The organism is Kitasatospora sp. NPDC002551 (genome assembly GCF_040296005.1).
Lineage (GTDB): Bacteria > Actinomycetota > Actinomycetes > Streptomycetales > Streptomycetaceae > Kitasatospora.
In genome coordinates, this window is the sequence record NZ_JBEOWI010000017.1 from 91,317 (window position 1) to 106,938 (window position 15,622).

7 protein-coding genes are annotated in these 15,622 nt (G+C 70.4%); 1 reads left to right on the forward strand and 6 read right to left on the reverse strand.

Annotated features, from left to right (window positions below; translation table 11 throughout):
• Window positions 1-151: 151 nt before the first annotated feature.
• Window positions 152-2,323, forward strand: a complete 2,172-nt coding sequence (locus ABT093_RS17275; protein ID WP_350565004.1) for a UvrD-helicase domain-containing protein — start codon at window positions 152-154, stop codon at window positions 2,321-2,323.
• A gap of 11 nt (window positions 2,324-2,334) precedes the next feature.
• Here the strand turns inward: ABT093_RS17275 and ABT093_RS17280 are convergent, their stop codons facing one another.
• The 6 genes from ABT093_RS17280 to ABT093_RS17305 are packed head-to-tail and all read right to left on the reverse strand — an operon-like array spanning window position 2,335 to window position 15,094.
• Complete coding sequence (locus tag ABT093_RS17280; protein WP_350565005.1) at window positions 2,335-4,071, reverse strand: Hsp70 family protein; 1,737 nt, start codon at window positions 4,069-4,071, stop codon at window positions 2,335-2,337.
• On the reverse strand, window positions 4,068-4,922 hold the full coding sequence (locus tag ABT093_RS17285; protein ID WP_350565007.1) for a hypothetical protein: 855 nt from the start codon (window positions 4,920-4,922) through the stop codon (window positions 4,068-4,070). The genes ABT093_RS17280 and ABT093_RS17285 overlap by 4 nt, the downstream gene beginning before the upstream one ends.
• Window positions 4,919-6,634 carry a hypothetical protein gene (locus ABT093_RS17290; protein ID WP_350565009.1) on the reverse strand — a complete coding sequence of 572 codons (1,716 nt, stop codon included), beginning with the start codon at window positions 6,632-6,634 and terminating at the stop codon, window positions 4,919-4,921. Before ABT093_RS17290 ends, ABT093_RS17285 begins: the two co-directional genes overlap by 4 nt.
• Entirely contained in the window at window positions 6,634-12,081 is a 5,448-nt protein-coding gene (locus ABT093_RS17295; protein WP_350565011.1) for a DEAD/DEAH box helicase, read from the reverse strand. Before ABT093_RS17295 ends, ABT093_RS17290 begins: the two co-directional genes overlap by 1 nt.
• The gene (locus tag ABT093_RS17300; protein ID WP_350565013.1) at window positions 12,078-13,055 is read right to left on the reverse strand and encodes a hypothetical protein; all 978 of its coding nucleotides are present in this window, start codon (window positions 13,053-13,055) and stop codon (window positions 12,078-12,080) included. Before ABT093_RS17300 ends, ABT093_RS17295 begins: the two co-directional genes overlap by 4 nt.
• Window positions 13,052-15,094, reverse strand: coding sequence for a hypothetical protein (locus ABT093_RS17305; RefSeq protein ID WP_350565015.1), 2,043 nt, complete (start codon window positions 15,092-15,094; stop codon window positions 13,052-13,054). Before ABT093_RS17305 ends, ABT093_RS17300 begins: the two co-directional genes overlap by 4 nt.
• Between the last annotated feature and the right edge of the window lie 528 nt (window positions 15,095-15,622).

Sequence of the window (15,622 nt, forward strand, 5' to 3'; positions counted from 1 at the left end):
CCGCACCAGCTAATGGACGGCGGTGCGGGGCCGTTCAGGGGTCGGTAGCCAAGAAGCACAGCTCCTTCAGGATCTGACCATGCGCCACAGGCTCCGGTGGTGCCGGCAGGTACGTTGATCACTGCCGCACTCTTTGATGGAGGCCAGCCCGATGCCGCAACTCGCACTTTCCGTCTCCTTCTGGGAGCAGTACGAGCAGTTGGAGAAGCACGTCCGCGCCGGGGTACGGAAGGCGGTGGTGAAGTTCCAGCAGCTGAGCGCCGCGGAGCTCCACCAGGACAAGGGCCTGCACCTGGAGTCGGTCGAGAATGCCAGGGATCCGCGGCTGCGGACCATCCGCATCACTGGCTTCTGGCGAGGCGTTGTGCTTGCCCCGGACGACGGGGGAACGACGTTCCTGCTGGTGAACGTGTTGCAGCACGACAAGGCGTATGAGTGGGCCGCGAAGCGGATCTTCAGCGTGAACTCGGCGACCCGGGGGCTGGAGGTGCGGAACGTCGAGGCCATCGAGCAGATCACACCGCTGCTGGAGCGGGTGGCAGCCGGCGCACCGTGCCGACTATTCGACGCCTACTCGGACACGGTGCTGCGTGACCTCGGTATCGACAGTGCTCTGCTGCCGGCGGTGCGCTCGCTCACGGATCAGGCCCAGCTCGATGCCTTCGTACCGATGTTCCCTGAGGACCAGTGCGAGGTGTTGCAGTACCTCGCTGAAGGGTTCACACCGGAGGAGGTGTGGAGCGACATCGTCTCGCAGCGCCGTCCGGCCGACCCCGGGCCACTGGACTCGCGCGACGTATCCACCGCCATCTCGAACACTGCCAGCCGCATCGTCGTGGTGTCCCGGCCGGATGAGCTCGAGCACATGCTCTCCCAGCCGTTCGCTGCCTGGCGGGTGTTTCTGCACCCCCGGCAGCGGCGGGTCGCGTACCGCGACTCCTACACCGGTCCGGTCCAGCTCTCCGGCGGCCCCGGGACGGGCAAGACGGTCGTCGCGCTTCACCGCGTCAAGCACCTGCTGGGCCGGCCGCGGAAGGGAAGCCAGCCCGATGTCCTGCTGACCACCTATACGAACGCGCTCGCCGCGATCCTGCGGGAGAATCTGTCACGGCTGCTCGACGACCGGGCGGCGCTCGCCCGCGTCGAGACCGGGACCGTCAACTCCCTGGCGTTCAAGGTCCTGCGCGAGCATTCCGGCCGTGTACCGCATGCTCTTGACGACGGTGAGGAGCGCAACCGCTGGCGGGCGGTCGCCGAGAAGCTCAGCCTGCCGTGGTCCGGTGAGTTCCTGATGCAGGAGTACCGCCACGTCATCCTCGCCCAGGACCTGCTCACCGAGGAGCAGTACTCTGCCGCAGAGCGCAAGGGGCGGGGCGGTCAGCTGGCAATGGCGAAGCGCCCGCTGCTCTGGCAGGCGGTGGAGGAGTTCACCGGCCAGCTCGACGCGGAAGGACGCAGTACTCAGCTGCGCCTGTGCGCGGAGGCGGCCCGGATATTGCGGGCGGCAGAGCCCGGCTCGTCCCGGTACCGGCACATCGTGGTAGACGAGGCCCAGGACCTCCACCCTGCCCAGTGGCGTCTCCTGCGTGCGGCGGTCGCCGAGGGGCCGGATGACATCTTCCTGACCGGCGATCCCCACCAGCGGATCTATGACTCCAGGGTGTCCTTCGCGGCGCTCGGCATTCCCGTTGCCGGGCGGAGTTTCCGGTTGCGGCTCAACTACCGGAACACTGAGGAGATCCTCCGCTGGTCCGGAGCGGTGCTGTCCGCACAGTCACTGGACGACCTGTCGGGCGACCAGCCGGACGGTGGCCTCACCGACTACACCTCGCTCCTCCATGGAGCCCGTCCAACCGCCCACGGTTACGCCTCGGAGGAGGCGGAGCTGACCGCGCTGGTTGACCGGGTTCAGCAGTGGCTAGCCGCTGATGTCCCCTCGGCGGAAATCGCCGTGTGTACGAGGTTCCGGCAGCTCGGTACCAAGGCGATGTCCCGTCTGAAGGCGGCGGGAATCGACGCCGTGCTGCTGAAGGACGGTCCCGGCGCTGACGACGCGGGCGTGCGCGTGGCCACGATGCACGCCATGAAGGGACTGGAGTTCCGCTGTGTCGCTGTGCTCGGCGCCTCGGACTCGGTACTCCCGTTGCTGTCGGCGGTTACTCCGGAATCCGTCGACCCCCTCCAGCACGCGACCGACCTCCTCGCCGAGCGGTGTCTGCTGTTCGTCGCGTGCACCCGGGCGCGGGATGCCATGGCGGTCAGCTGGAGCGGTTCTCCCAGCCCGTTTCTCACGGACCTCGTGTGCGAAGAGGAAGAGGTCTGAGCGGTCGGCGGCTACGGGGCCAGGAACTGGGCTTCTCCGTTGACGGTCACCGAAGCATCGGTGACCGGTGCCCGGTCGGCCACGGCTCTGGCCCGGGGTGCTGCTGCGGGGGCGGCTGGCACAGCAGTCTCCGGCGCGTCGGCGAACGGCCGTGAGGTGTGCGCGAGCAGTCTGGTGAGCTCGTCCGCCAGGCCGTCCTGCAACGGGGTGCCGTCGGGGCCGAAGGAGTCGATCTCGCGTTCGGCCAGGAGAACCCCGGAGATGGCATGGGTGGCGGTGAAACGGAGGATCCCGCTCTCGTTGTAGCGGAAACGCACGGTGATCCGGTTGCGGGCGGGGTCGTGTTCTGCCTGCGGCAGCGGGACGTCGAAGGCGGCGAGTGGGAACGCCCGGCCGCTGTCAGCCGAGTATCCGTACTCGCCCTCGACAATCTCGACGTGCACGGAGGTGGCCCCGGGGGCGGAGGGCTGGAAGGCCGATGTCCCCTCGGCCGGGAGCGTGGCGTTGCGGCGGATGATCGACCTGAGGCCACGCTCCCGGCCGGCGTTGAAAGCGGCTCCCAGGTCGTAGTTGCTCACCAGGGAGAAGTCGCTGAGGTCGTTGAGTTCACCGTCGAGCGAGGCCGCGTAGATGGCCGCGCCCCGGGCGACGGCCGTCATGGGTCGGCACAGCCGCGGATCGACGATCCGGTCGTGGCCCAGGACCCGGCCGAGTGTCTCGCGGACCAGCGGGATCTGGGACGTCCCGCCGATCAGCAGGACGGAATCGATGTCCGCAGAGCTGATGCCCAGGTCGTGGAGAGCCTGCTCGACCGGCTGCAGTGCCCGTTCGACCAGCGGGGAGATCTCGGCGGTGTACTCCTCCACCGTGATCTTCGCTTCGTGCGCGCCACGACGGGACCGCTCGCTGGGCGGGGTCTCGAAGAGGGCGTAGCCGTCCGGCGGCAGGCGGGAGAGCTCGATCTTGGTGAGCTCGACGTGCCGGCGCCACTGCCGGCGCTGTGCCATGCTGAGCCGCTCCGGGGCGGTACCGAGCTTGCTGAGGATCAGCTTGGCGAGCTGTTCGTCGAACTCCATCCCGCCGAGGGCGGTGATGCCGCGCGACGTCTGCTCCTCAAACAACCCGTCCGCGTGCTCGAGGACGGTGACGTCTATGGTGCCGCCGCCCCAGTCGAAGACCAGAAGCCGGCCCGGAATGGGATAGTCGTAGGCGTACGAGATCGCTGCCGCCGTCGGTTCGTTGATCAGCGACTTGACCTTGACGCCGCCGAGGGCGGCAGCGGCGCGCGTGCGGTAGCGGGCGCCGCCGGTCGCGTTGGCGGGGACGGTGACGACGGCCTCGGACAGCTCCAGCAGCTCGTTGGCGGCTCCCGCTCGCATGTGGCTGAAGAGCGCCGCTGCGGCCGCTGTGCTCCGGAACTGCTCGCCGCCCAGCCACACCCGGTGCTCTTCCAGGTGCGGAAGTGCCGCCTCGTCGGCATCCGGGGCCCGTTCCGCACTGGAACGGGTGCCGAGCATCCGCTTGACGGCGTCGAGCGGATCGCTGGTGCCGGTCTTCGCCGCCCACCCGGAGCAGAGCGTACGGCGGAGGTCGTGGACGGAGAGGACGGAGGGGAACAGCTGCCCGAACTCCGGTTGCTGCCAGTTCGCGGGTACGTTTCCACCGTCGACCGGGACGACCTCGGCGGCCATCCCGTTCCAGCGGGCGACGACCGAGTTGCTGGTTCCGAAGTCGATGCCGAAGCTCATGGGGTGCCCTTCTGGTGCCGTCCAGTCTGCTGATTCCCGGCCTCGCTGCGGCTGCGCGCAGGCCGGGGCCCGGGAGTCTCCTGGTTCGCGGGCGGGAGCGGCTGGGGGCGGGCGGGAAGCCCCTTGCGGGGTGACTTCTTAGCCCTTCCCTCTGCCTTGGCGGGTGCGGCAGGAGCTGGCGGACGCGGTATCCGGGAAGGATGCGCCTGCCGCTTCTGGCGTGGGGTCAGGCGCGTTTGCTGGCCTTCGGGGTCGGCTCGCAGCCAGCCCGCCTCGACAAGGCGGCCCGACTCCCGGTCGGTGTAGGCGGGAGAGGTCACCGAGAAGACCGCGGCCTCGCTGCCGCCCGGGAGGTCATGGTCCGGGTTCACCAGGCTGAAGAGCGTCAGGTCGTCCGGTTCGACGACCCGGACCAGCCCCGCCTTCGTGATCTCGTGGTCGATCCGTGCCCTCAGTGCGGGCAGCTTGGAGGTCTGGCGCGCGGTCCGGTCGATGGCCGCGAGTTGGGCCAGATGCATCTGACGGGCACGCATTCCGTCCATGACCGCTCCGCGGACCGCCTCGGTGAACTGGGGAACGAGACGGCGTGCGAGCTCGGTACGGATCGCAGCCGCCACGTCGGTACCCTCGGCGGCGGAAACTGACGTGGCGAGGGAAGCGGAGATCTGCTCGAGCTGTGAGTCGATCACGGGACGCAGGGACTCCGTGACGGATGCCAGCAGCGCGGCCGCGTCGAAGGTACCGGGGGCGATCTCCGGCAGCTGGCTCCCACGAGTCCGCAGGGCCTCTCCGGAACGTCTCGGTGCGTCGCTCCGGTGACCGGCGCTCCGCAGGGGCTGCTGCTTGTTCACGATGGGCTGCTCTCTGCTGGCGGGGGTCCGGAAGGCCGGGACAGGAGGTTTGCGGCAGAGGAGATTACTTCGCGCGCGGCGGCCTGTCGTGCCCAGGCCCGGTCGGCGTCTGACGGTGGTTCGGTCCGCCGCGGCATCGGTTCAGGAGGCAGGTCGAGCCGCCGGCTGATTCCCGGCGGCACCAGCCAGCGGTGCGGGGCGAGGGGGAGCACGAATCGTGCCAGTTCCAGCTTCCCGCGCTGGGCGGCCTCGATGGCGTCCTTGGCCTGGTTGACGGCGACCTTCCCCGATTCGTCGAGTCCGCGACGGAGCGTACGCCAGGACTGCTTCCAGTCCGGCGAGGCGTCCTCGACACCCAGCACGAGGTAGGGGTTCAGTGGCCCGTTGCGCTCCGGGCGCGAGCGGCTTGCGAGGAAGCGGCGGTTGCGCTGAAGCGCGTGAGCGGCGGACTGGCCCAGCTCCTTGAGCAGGGGAGGCCGGGACTCCGCGTCGAGTTCCAGACAGGGGAGCGCTTTGCCGGGATCGGATGCGGCCAGCAGGTAGGCGCGCACGTTCCTCGCCTCCCACCGGACGTTCTGAGGACCGTGGTCGAGCCGGTCGGCGCATTCCCGTGCCGCTGCCCGCAGGTGTTCCGCACGCACCGTCTCACCGTGGAGTTCAGCGAGCTGGGCCTGGCGGACCGCCCGCAGCATCCTCCTGACACCGAGCCAGCCCGTGAACTGCCGGGAGCCGCTGCGGTTGCCGGGAGCCAGGCGTTCGAGGAGCAGCCAGAGCGAGCGGTCGGCGGCGAGGTCCTGACTCACCTGGCCGGTCCGGCGCGCCGCTCGGAGCTCACCGAGGAGTTTCCGCACGTCCGCTGGGAGCCCGGACCACTCCTCCGTCACGGCCCGGGCATCGGCCCGCCGGAGCCGGTGGAGCAGGTGCCACGAGCGGGGCCAGTCGTCCCCTGGCCCGGCGATTGAGTCGGCGGCCCGCCGCTCACGCTCCAAGGGCCAGTCCAGCTGGGACAGTTCCTCATCAGAGAGGGCGTCCGGCGCTAGTCGTGCCCGGAGGTAGGCGGCTCGGGGGGAACTGTCCGGCTCGGGGACGGCGGTGATCCACTCCTCGTCGACGAAGTCGTCCAGGAGGGCGAGCGGCAGGACCGAGAGCAGTGCCTTCTGTCGGTTCGCCGGAACGTGGAACTCGTTGATCGACTGCTCGTCCTGATAGACCTGCCAAGCGCTCCCGGCGGCCCCTGGCACGGCCCGGGGCGTGTTCGCGAGCAGGGCACGTGCCATGCTCGCGCCGGGTGGGCCCAGGACGGGGATTCCGTGGTCGGCGGCCTCGGCGAGTACCGAGACTCCGGCGACCGGTGCCAGCGCTGAAACGGCGCGGACGACTTCCGCCGCCATCTGGTGCGCCGTCAGGGATTCGGCCGGTCCGGCGCCTGGGGCCGAACCGTCGAGGACACGCCGGGTGAAGGCCAGGGCCTCCGACCACGCCCCCGCGTCGGCGAAACCCTCGGGGACCACCGGCGCCGGGCTTCCCGTCGGTGCGGGGCCCCGCACGGCCGCCGCTGATGCGCCGCCCGCGCGCAGCGGAGGCCGCTCGCCGCGCGCACGTGCCTCGGCGAGCGCCCTTCGCCGGTCCAGCTCACGCTGGCGGAGTCCCTCCAGCTCGTCGGCGGGGCCGACGGTGCCGCCGACGGATATGACACCGGTGCTCTCCGCCATCATTCCTCCGCGAACCTGTGGACCTCGTCGATCACGGCCGCGGGGGTCCGGTCAAGGCAGTACGCGTCGACGAACGCGAGCCGCTCGGCGATGTTCGCCGCGGCGACCTCCTTCCGCAGCTGCTGCAGCCGCGGCGCCTCGCAGACGGTGCTGGAGGACTCCAGGGGATGTTTGACCGCGACGGCGAGCGGCTCGCCGGTGAAGTCCGAGGTGTGGATACAGACCAGGCCACTGGCGGTGTCCTCCAGGCGGACGGCGGGGTCCTCCTTCGCCCAGCCGCGCAGGAGGTCGTCGTACCGGGACGACTCCGGCCGCAGGCTCCGGCCGCGCAGGGTGCCGACGAGGTCCCGGGCGAGACGCCAGTCCAGCAGGGGGTGCAGACGCATGTTCGTGTAGTCCCGCAGGCACGAGTAGCAGGAGCTGCTGCAGGCCTCCGCGTGCCGGCTGTCCTCTCCGAACTGTATGAGGTAGTCGTCCACCGCGTCGAGGAACCCGTCGATCTGGCCGGGCGATCCCAGGTGGGTGCTGAAACCCGCGCCGTTGTCGAGACTGTCGGCAAGGTAGGCCATGACCGGTGCCGCCACCGGGGCCGGGGACCCGTGGATTCCGCTGAGCAGTTCGTCGGGCTGTACGTCGAGGTACGGTGCCGCGGCCCGCCGCAGCAGGGCGGCGAGCGAGTACCAGGCGGCGCGGCGTCCGTGGTAGGCGTCGGCGAAGCCGTCTGGCTGCACGGAGCGTGAGATGTCGAAGCGCAGGCCCCGCAGCTCGTCCACGGCCGCCTTCGCGCCGAGGAACAGCATGTCGGTGTGCTGGGTGGCGCCGAGGGCGGTCTGCAGGTCCGCGTCGGCCCGCGGGTTCCCGACGTGCCAGTAGCCCTTCCACTTGCCGCTGTCCTTGCGGAAGCGGAACAGCTTGCCGCCGTTGCTGTTCACCACGTAGCGGTCGCCGCTGCCGCAGTGCACGACCAGCCAGTCGTCCGCATGCCGCGGCACCCGGGGCGCGGTGCTCTCCAGATCGGCGGCGGTGCGCGTGCTGGTTGAGCCGCTGCCCCAGTCGCGTGTGCCGTCGTAGTCGCGCGGGTCGGGTGCGGCACGGAAGCCGCCGGGCTCCCGGAAGGGGACGGCCCGGTAGTTCTTGCCCTCCGCGCCGCAGGCAGGGCAGCGGTCCGGCGGTTCGGCACCATCCGGTACCGGATCGACGCTGGCGCAGATCCGGCACATCGCCACCAGCTGTTCCGGGCCGAACGGATCCTCGGCGGCATGGACCCGGCGCCCGCCCGGGCTGAGCGAGACGACGCCGTTCGAGCGGAGCAGACGGCCGTCGCGCGGGGTCTCGCTGCCGGGCGCGAACTTGCTCAGTGCCACCGCGAGATCACGGTTGACCGAGTCGGCCGGCGGCCACGGGAAGGGCTTGTCAGGGAAGCTGCAATACAGCAGGCGGGCCCTGGTCGGGAAGCCGAACATCGGCAGCAGCCCGGCCTCGGCGAGCCGCTGGCTCAGCTCGGCGTGGCCGACCCGTTCCTCGGCGACGCCGTCGATCTGGTCCAGCAGGCCCGCGACGCAAGCCACCGGGTCGATCGACGAGACCGGCTCGGGGGTGCGGGCCTGCAGAGCAGCCGCCGCCGCCCGGATCAGTTCGGGGTGCTCGGTGGTCCAGCGCCTGATGGCGTCGCGGTGCTGCGTCCAGTCGGCCGAGAGGCCGAACTGGCCATGGACGTTGTTCGTCAGAGACGGGGCGTCTGCATCAGCGGCGGACATCGCCTCGAAAGCCTGGCGCAGGACCTCGCCGAGCAGCACGCGCTTGAAGATCGTCGGCATGCCCAGGGCGAGGTAGGGCGGCGGTGTCGGGCTATTGGTGATCGCTTCGGGGCGGGCGAAGTAGTGCTCGTCGTGGCTGCGCCCACGGCAGACCGTGAGCGCGATCGCGACCGGGCTGTTCCGTCGGCCGGCCCGGCCCACGCGCTGCTGGTAGTTGAAGCGCGTCGGCGGCATGTTGGCGAGGAGAACGGTGTTCAGCGGGCCGACGTCGACGCCGGCCTCCATGGTGGTAGTCACCGACAGGAGTTCGAGCCCATCGGCCTCCTCGACGTCGTGTTCGCCGAGGAAGACGTCCTGGAAGACGCTCTGGCGCCGCTGGGCCTCCAGCCGGTCGGTCTGCCCGGTCAGTTCCGCCGTACGCAGCGCGAAGTCGCCCGTCCCGTGCTCGGCCTTCCACGCGTAGTAGTCGTCGGCGAGTGCCCCCTCGAACTCCTCGGGCTTCGCCGGGAGTTCGGTGCGGCACTTGGTGCACAGCCCGGCCCCCGGGTGGAGGTGCGGGCGACGGCAACTGGTGCACGCCCAGACCTTGCCGGTGCCGGTGCGCAGCGCGACCTTCTCGGGGTTGATCACGTACTCCACTACGGCGTCCTTCCAGACGCTGAGCACGCGGTCCATGACCGTGTCCAGGTCGGTGCCGTCGCGGTTCGCCACCTCCTGCCAGAAGTGCTTCAGCGGAGCCGGCGGATTCTGCAGCCCGGCGCGCAGCTGGTGGAAGCGGCGCATCTGGCCGAGGATGCGCAGGCTGGCCCGGGCCAGGCCGTCGTCGCCGCCGGCGGCCGCCTCGATCGGTGCACGGTCGTCCTGGAGGCAGAGCCACCCCAGTCCGAGAGACTCGAAGTCGCGCCCCGCGCTGGAGAACAGTCCATGCAGGAACTCGGTGCGCAGCCGCTTGCGGATCCGCTCCAGCAGCTCTCCCTGGGCCTGTGTCCCGGCAGTTGACTCCCGGTTGCGCTTCCAGTTGAAGAGCGCGGTCCAGCTCTGTCCGGCCGAGGTCTGCTGCAGTGAGGCGGACGGACCGCCGGGGTTCGTACCGTAGCCGACGAGGAGTCCTTCGAGGTCGCCCGGGAGGGAGTCGAGCGACGGCAAACTGGCGAAGCGGCGTTCGAGATCGGGCAGCAGGTCCGGCTCGGCGTCGATGTCGTCCGTGAGGATGGACTTCAGCTTGCCCCAGTCGGACGGGTTCCGGTCGCGGAGCCGGACCATGGCGGCCTTGACCATCTCGCGGTCGGTCGGCTCACCGGCATAGTGGTACTTCACCAGCTGCAGGTCCGCGAACGGGTCGCCCTGCTCCCGGACGGCCTTGGCGGTGAGCAGTCTCAGCAGGTCCTGGTAGTGGCGCAGAGCGAGGCCGCTGGCGAGCTCGGACGCGTCGTCACGGCTGTCGGAGAAGGCGATCGCTTTGCGCTCATCCGCCGGGAGGTGGCCGAGGGTTTCGGTGGCGAGCACCTGGTTGATCTTGTCGAAGCCGGTGCGCATGCGGCGTATCGGGGCACTGCGGAGCCTGGCGGGGTCCTCTAGCGGGATGTGGCGGCCGTCGCGGTCCCGCCGGATCTCCCAGTCGTCACCGCACGCGGGACAGCGGGTCGGGAAGGGCCGTAGCTGCGCCGGGTCATGGGCGGGCTCTTTCGAGTCCTTGCCCTCCGGAACGGTGATGTGGAACGACCAGCCGCTGTGCCCGACGTCCTTGTTGACGAGACGCCCGGTGGCGGGCTGGTACGCGCTGCGCCGGAACTCGAAGCCGACGCTGCCCCGGCTGTCGGACAGCCCGGCCGACCAGTCGGGCTTGTCCAGTCCGAGGGCCTTGGGCCTGGGCCAGTACACGATGTAGTTTGCCGCCGTCGGCACGCCGCTCGCCTCGTCCGGCAGCAGGTCAAGTTCGGGGAAATCGGTGTGCAGCGCGCCGGTGAACCGCCGTTTCCGGGCGTCGGCCGGGCTGGCATACCCGCCGAGCATCAGGTCGCCGCAGGTCTGGCAGTACAGCAGTTCCAGCACCCGCGCACCGCAGCTGCAGCGGGAGGCCGGTTCGGCGAACAGGCGGCCGACCCGGCGGTCCTTGTCCGCCTCCACCGGGATGTCCGGGCACTGTGGGTCAGAGCAGGCCCAGACGCCGCCGATGTTGCGGAAGAAGAGGTGGGCCCGAAGCTTGGGCAGGTCGGGGTCCTCCGCCGCGCCGAGGACCCGCAGCGCTCCGTGCAGGGCCGCCTCGCGCTGTTCCTGGGCGGTGACACCCGGGAAGAGCTGGTCGGCGAGTGCCGAGATCCGCAGCGTCCGGGGCTTCCCGCCAGGGGAAAGGACGTGGGGGACCGCCCCGCCGAGGCCGGTGGCCTCGGCCAGGCCGCGGGCCTGCTCGCGGCTCAGCTCGCCGTCCGAGGCGGTCGTGAGGAGCTGCGCGTGGGCGGACAGGTCGGTGCCGACGCGCTTCGGCAGCAGGGCGGTGCCGGGGATGATCCGAGTCCGGGACCTGGGGAGCGCGAAGAAGTCCTCGAGGAAAGCGTCGTCGCGTCCCTCCTCCAGCGATGCGGATGCCGCCAGCACCCGGAACTTCTCCGGGGCGGAGTCCAGTCCGAGCCGGTGGCGCAGATTCCGGAGCAGGTACGCCACTTCGGTTCCGGCCGTGCCGCGGTACATGTGGAGCTCGTCGAGGACGAGTGTGAACCGTGCCCCCGGTGTGGTCTCCAGCCACCGGCGGGTGGCCGCCCAAAGGCCCGCCTCCCGCGGGCGCAGCAGCATGATGTTGAGCATGGAGTAGTTGGTGACCATGATGTCTGGCGGTGCGGTCTGCATGTCCCAGCGGCTCAGCATCTCCGCTCCGGCCAGGCGCGGGATGAAGGCGTGGTGGCGGCTTTCGGCACGCTGCTCGCGCGCGTCGAGGGCCCGTAGGTAGTCGCGCAGCCTGGCCACGGCGGGTTCGGATTTGCTGCTGCCTGACACGGGTGTGGCGCCGGTGTAGCGGCCGAAGTAGAAGCGGTGGCCGTTCCGGTGGTCATCGAGCCACTGCCGGGCGCCCTCGCTGTCCAGTGCCTTGCGGAGCCGCACCATCTGGTCGTCAGCGAGGGCGTTGGTGGGGTAGAGGATGAGGGCCCGGACCGCCGCGGGGTGGCCGCTCTCGGTGGTGCGGCTCGCCCGGAATTCCTCCTCGCCTCGCCACCAGGAACGCTGAACGGCGCGGCTGCCGGTCCAGGAGGCGGATTCGGCGACGAGGTCGGCCAGCAGCGGCAGCAGGAACGCCTCGGTCTTGCCCGAGCCGGTTCCGGCCGTGACGACGAAGTCCTTGCCGTCCCGGCAGGCCGCCAACAGGGCCTCGTGCTGGTGGCGGTAGAGGCTCGAGACACCACCGGGCAGCGCGAACTGGGCGAAGTCGGCGGCGTCCGGGTGCGCGGCAGCGGCGGCGAACGATTCCTGGACGGTCATCCCGCTGGCCGCGTACTGGGGGCGCAGCTCGATCAGCGGCTCGCGCCATGCGCCGTTGTCGCGGTCCAGCAGCAGGCCGCGCTCCTTCATGACCGAGAGGTCATCGACACCGAAAGGGGTGTCGTAATAGCGGAACAGCGCCCGGCGGAGATCACCGAAGGTACCGATGACGTCGCCGGGTGCTGTGCTCCTGGTCGGAGTGCCTTCGTCGGCGCTCACGTTGCCCTCCCTGGTACGGCCGCCAGCGGCGGCAGGATCTGCAAGTCCTGCAGCAGCGAGGCGGCCAAGGCCTCGGCCAGAACGAGCGGGACGTTGTCGTAGGCCAGGGTCTGGCCCTGGTTCCCCCTGATCGGCGGCAGGCCCGTGCACAGCACGGCGGCCCGGGCGTGGAGGGGAGGCAGCGGGGTGTTGCGGTCCACGAACAGCCGTCCGAGACGGGTGCGCCCCGCGCCCGTCTCCGGGCGCCACCGCATGGCGTTGTCATTGTGGCGGGCGAGTTCGAGGTAGATGCCCGTCTCGCGCTCCGTGCGGGTGAAACGGCCGCCCCGCAGCAGCCGCACCAGCAGGGTGTGGTCGGCGCCGCGCCAGCGGTACAGTCCGTCCTCGGAGTGTGACCCGGCCGGGACGAACCGCCGCGCGGTGAGGTCGTAGCGTTCTACCGTGTCCAGCCCGGCGCCGCCCGGAGGAGCTGCTTCGGCCTCCGCCTGGGCACGCGGCAGGAGCGCGCCCAGCTGGAGTGCGGCGCAGGGGACGTAGGCAGCCCCGAGGCGGGCCGCCAGTTCGCCCAGCCGTGCCGCATCGTCGTACTGGACCATGAGCGTGGCCGGCAATGGGACAGCGCCCTGACGGGTCTCGCCGGGGATCTCCAGCAGCTCCAGCCAGTCCGCGGAGGCGGAGTCTAGGGCCCTTCGCACCGCGGCCGGGCGGGCGCCGGTGATCAGTGCCAGGCCATCGGAGAACGGCAGACGGGTGAGGACCAGCGGGGCAGCGGACCACCGGTCTGTCCGGAAGTCCGCGTCCAGGAATCCGAGGGAGGACAGGTCACGCACCCAGTCCCAGTCCGAGTACTCGGTGGTGCCTATGCCGTAGGCCTGCGCTGTGCTGCGGACCCCCTCGCGCAGCGCCGTCACCGAACCTCCCTGCCGCTCGCTCAGCCAGCGCAGCAGCAGGTCGCCGATCGTTTCCGTGCTCACTGGGCCATCTCCTCCGCCGCGCGGACGTATGCGGCCCACCTCGGGTCCGTCGTGCAGTTCCGCGCCGCGAGGACCGCTTCCGCCCAGGCACCGGCATTCGGCGATGAGGCGGGATCCGGAGTGCCGGGGCCGGCGGCACGCCCGCGCCAGCGTCCGGCGCGGCGTTCCAGCAGCCAGCCGCCCACGGAGTGCAGCTCGGCCTCGAACAGGTAGGGCGCCGACGCGTGCGGCAACCGCTCGGCCAGCCAGGCGGGCGGTTCGGGGGAGGCGATGCGCCATAGCCTCCCGTCGGAGGCGGCGAACAGCAGTGCTTCGGCGCCCCGGCGGCTGAGGACCACCTCGGGGACAGCGGCGGCCCGGTGCCCGGCACAGTCCGCGCCGGACAGTGCCGGCCCGCTCCCGCACACCGTCGGGTACGCCGACGCCTTGAAGCCTGACACCTCGAATCCACATCGGTGATCCACTGCCGCAGGGACCTGGAGCCCCTCGGCCGTGGTGAACCGGACCGCCCTGGTACCGAGCGAGACCGTGTGAACGTCCGCGTGGAGCCCGAGCCCTGTCAGGGGCACCGGGCCGCCACGGGCCCTTGCGGCACGCAGTTCCGGGCGCTCTCTGCCATCGATGAGGAGGGCCTCCGACGCGCCGTCCGGGACGACTACGGAGGGCTCGCCTCCAGCGAGGTAGAGCTGCCGCTCCAGTAGCGGGGCCAGTCGCAGGCCACCGACCAGCCGCAGCTCTGACTCCTGAGCGGGCCGGAGCAGGCCGACGGTGCCCTGGATCTCACCGAGTGCCTGGCGCAACGTCACCGCGCAGTCGAAGACCACTCGCGTGTGGAGCGCCCAGCGCTCGGGAACCCAGGGCAGTCGCCCTCCTTCCCTGGTACGGCCCGGGGAAGCGGCCCGGTCCAGGAGGCGCCGCACGTCCGGCTGCGCCTCGGGCGCCGCCAGCACTATGTACTCCTCGCCGGGGACGAAGGTGCGGACGCTCACCCAGGTGCCCAGCACGTCGTCGCGCCCGAGCGCCAGCACTGGCGTAGGCGCTCTGTTCAGCACCGTTTCGCCCAAGCCGGCGTCCAGCCAGCAGGCCAGGCTCCGTGCGTCCGGCACTCCCAGCCCGTCGACCGAGTAATAGGAGGTGTCACCGAGGCGCTCCAGGACGACTCCGCCCGAGAGGCTGGTGTACCGCGCTTCCGCGCCCGGAACGCGGGCGAGCCAGGACAGCCGCCCGGCCTCGAACTTCACGAGCAGCTCGGTCCGCCCGCTGCCACGGGCCGCCTTGGCCTCCGAGCTGTCCCAGGATACGGCGAGGTTGCCCAGGAGCCGGGCGATGTGCGGACGGAGGTCGGGAACCTTCTTCGCCCGCCGGAAGCCTGCCGAGAATCTGCTGTCCCAGCCCCACTGTTCCAGAGTGGCCAGCAGCATCTCTCCGTCCAGCGGCCAGGCGTGGGAGTTGTGGCTGCGCAGTTTGGCGAATATCTCCGGAAGCGCCTGCCGGTCACCGCCGTTCAGCAGTGCCTGGGACAGCGGGAAGCCGATCCTCGACTGGTTGCGCGGCAGGTCAGTGGCAGCGGGGATGGTGCAGATTCCCCGCGTCGTGCCCTGGCGGTGCTGCCAGTCCGCGAGGACCTGCCACATCTGTGACACCGCTTCGAACTCATCACTGCCGAGCAGGTCCTCACGGCCGGTCAGCAGCTCGGAGAAGCGAACGTGATAAGCGTTCGCTGGGTGGTGGCCGTCGTTCACCATCTTTGTCGCCGCGAGCACGGAGGCGGCCAGCAGCGGAAGGAACGCGGGTATCGCGCCCTTGTCCTCCTTCCGCCTCCGCCAGCGGTAGTTCTCCACTGGAGCGTAGGGCCGGTCCGTGCCGGGGTTGAGAAAACTTCCCACGCACTCGGCCAGTCGAACGCCGATGCGGTAGCGCTCCCGCAGCCCCCGCTCAACGTTGTCGTCGACGTAGAACAGGGTGAGGCGGCCTGCCTGAGCCGGGCCGAAGAACTCGTCCTCCAGCGCCTGCTGCCACGCTCGGTAGTGGAGGTCCAAGCTGTCCTCGCGAAGTGTCCCGTACTGCCGACTTTAAGTCAGCGCTAATGCTCACCAAGCCTACCGCGCGCGGGTCCTGTGGTGTGTTCCCGGGCGCGGACTCAAGAGTCTCTCCATGGGTGGGACGCCTGAAAACTCAGTCGTGACCGGGGATCCTCCGGGTGCCGGGAAGAACCAGGCCATCGAGGCGATCAGTGCCGGTCGGCCCGTTCAGCGGCGGCGTGCTACTCGGGCCCTGGGTGAAAAGTGGGTGATATGGCATCAATTTGACTACTTAGTCAGGTGTTTGTTGAGCCGCCCTTAAGCTTCGGTTCACCAAGGCGGATCGCTTCGCCTGAACGATGAGAGCGGGAATGACACCTACAAGTGAACAGATGAACCCCGGCCGCCGGTTGGTGGGTCGTGCGGCCGTGCTCGCCGTGGGGGTCGGCAGCTGGTCGATGCTGGCGGCTCCGGCGGCGTTTCCGCAGGTGGATGACGGGGCGGTGACGGTCCGGGTGGTTCGGGCGGTCGGTACCACCGGGGTGT

What these genes read in the sequence shown, in the direction of transcription:
- ABT093_RS17280 (WP_350565005.1), bottom strand. Translation starts at nt 4,071, where the DNA reads ATGAGCTTCGGCATCGACTTCGGAACCAGCAACTCGGTCGTCGCCCGC.
- ABT093_RS17275 (WP_350565004.1), top strand. Translation starts at nt 152, where the DNA reads ATGCCGCAACTCGCACTTTCCGTCTCCTTCTGGGAGCAGTACGAGCAG.
- ABT093_RS17290 (WP_350565009.1), bottom strand. Translation starts at nt 6,634, where the DNA reads ATGGCGGAGAGCACCGGTGTCATATCCGTCGGCGGCACCGTCGGCCCC.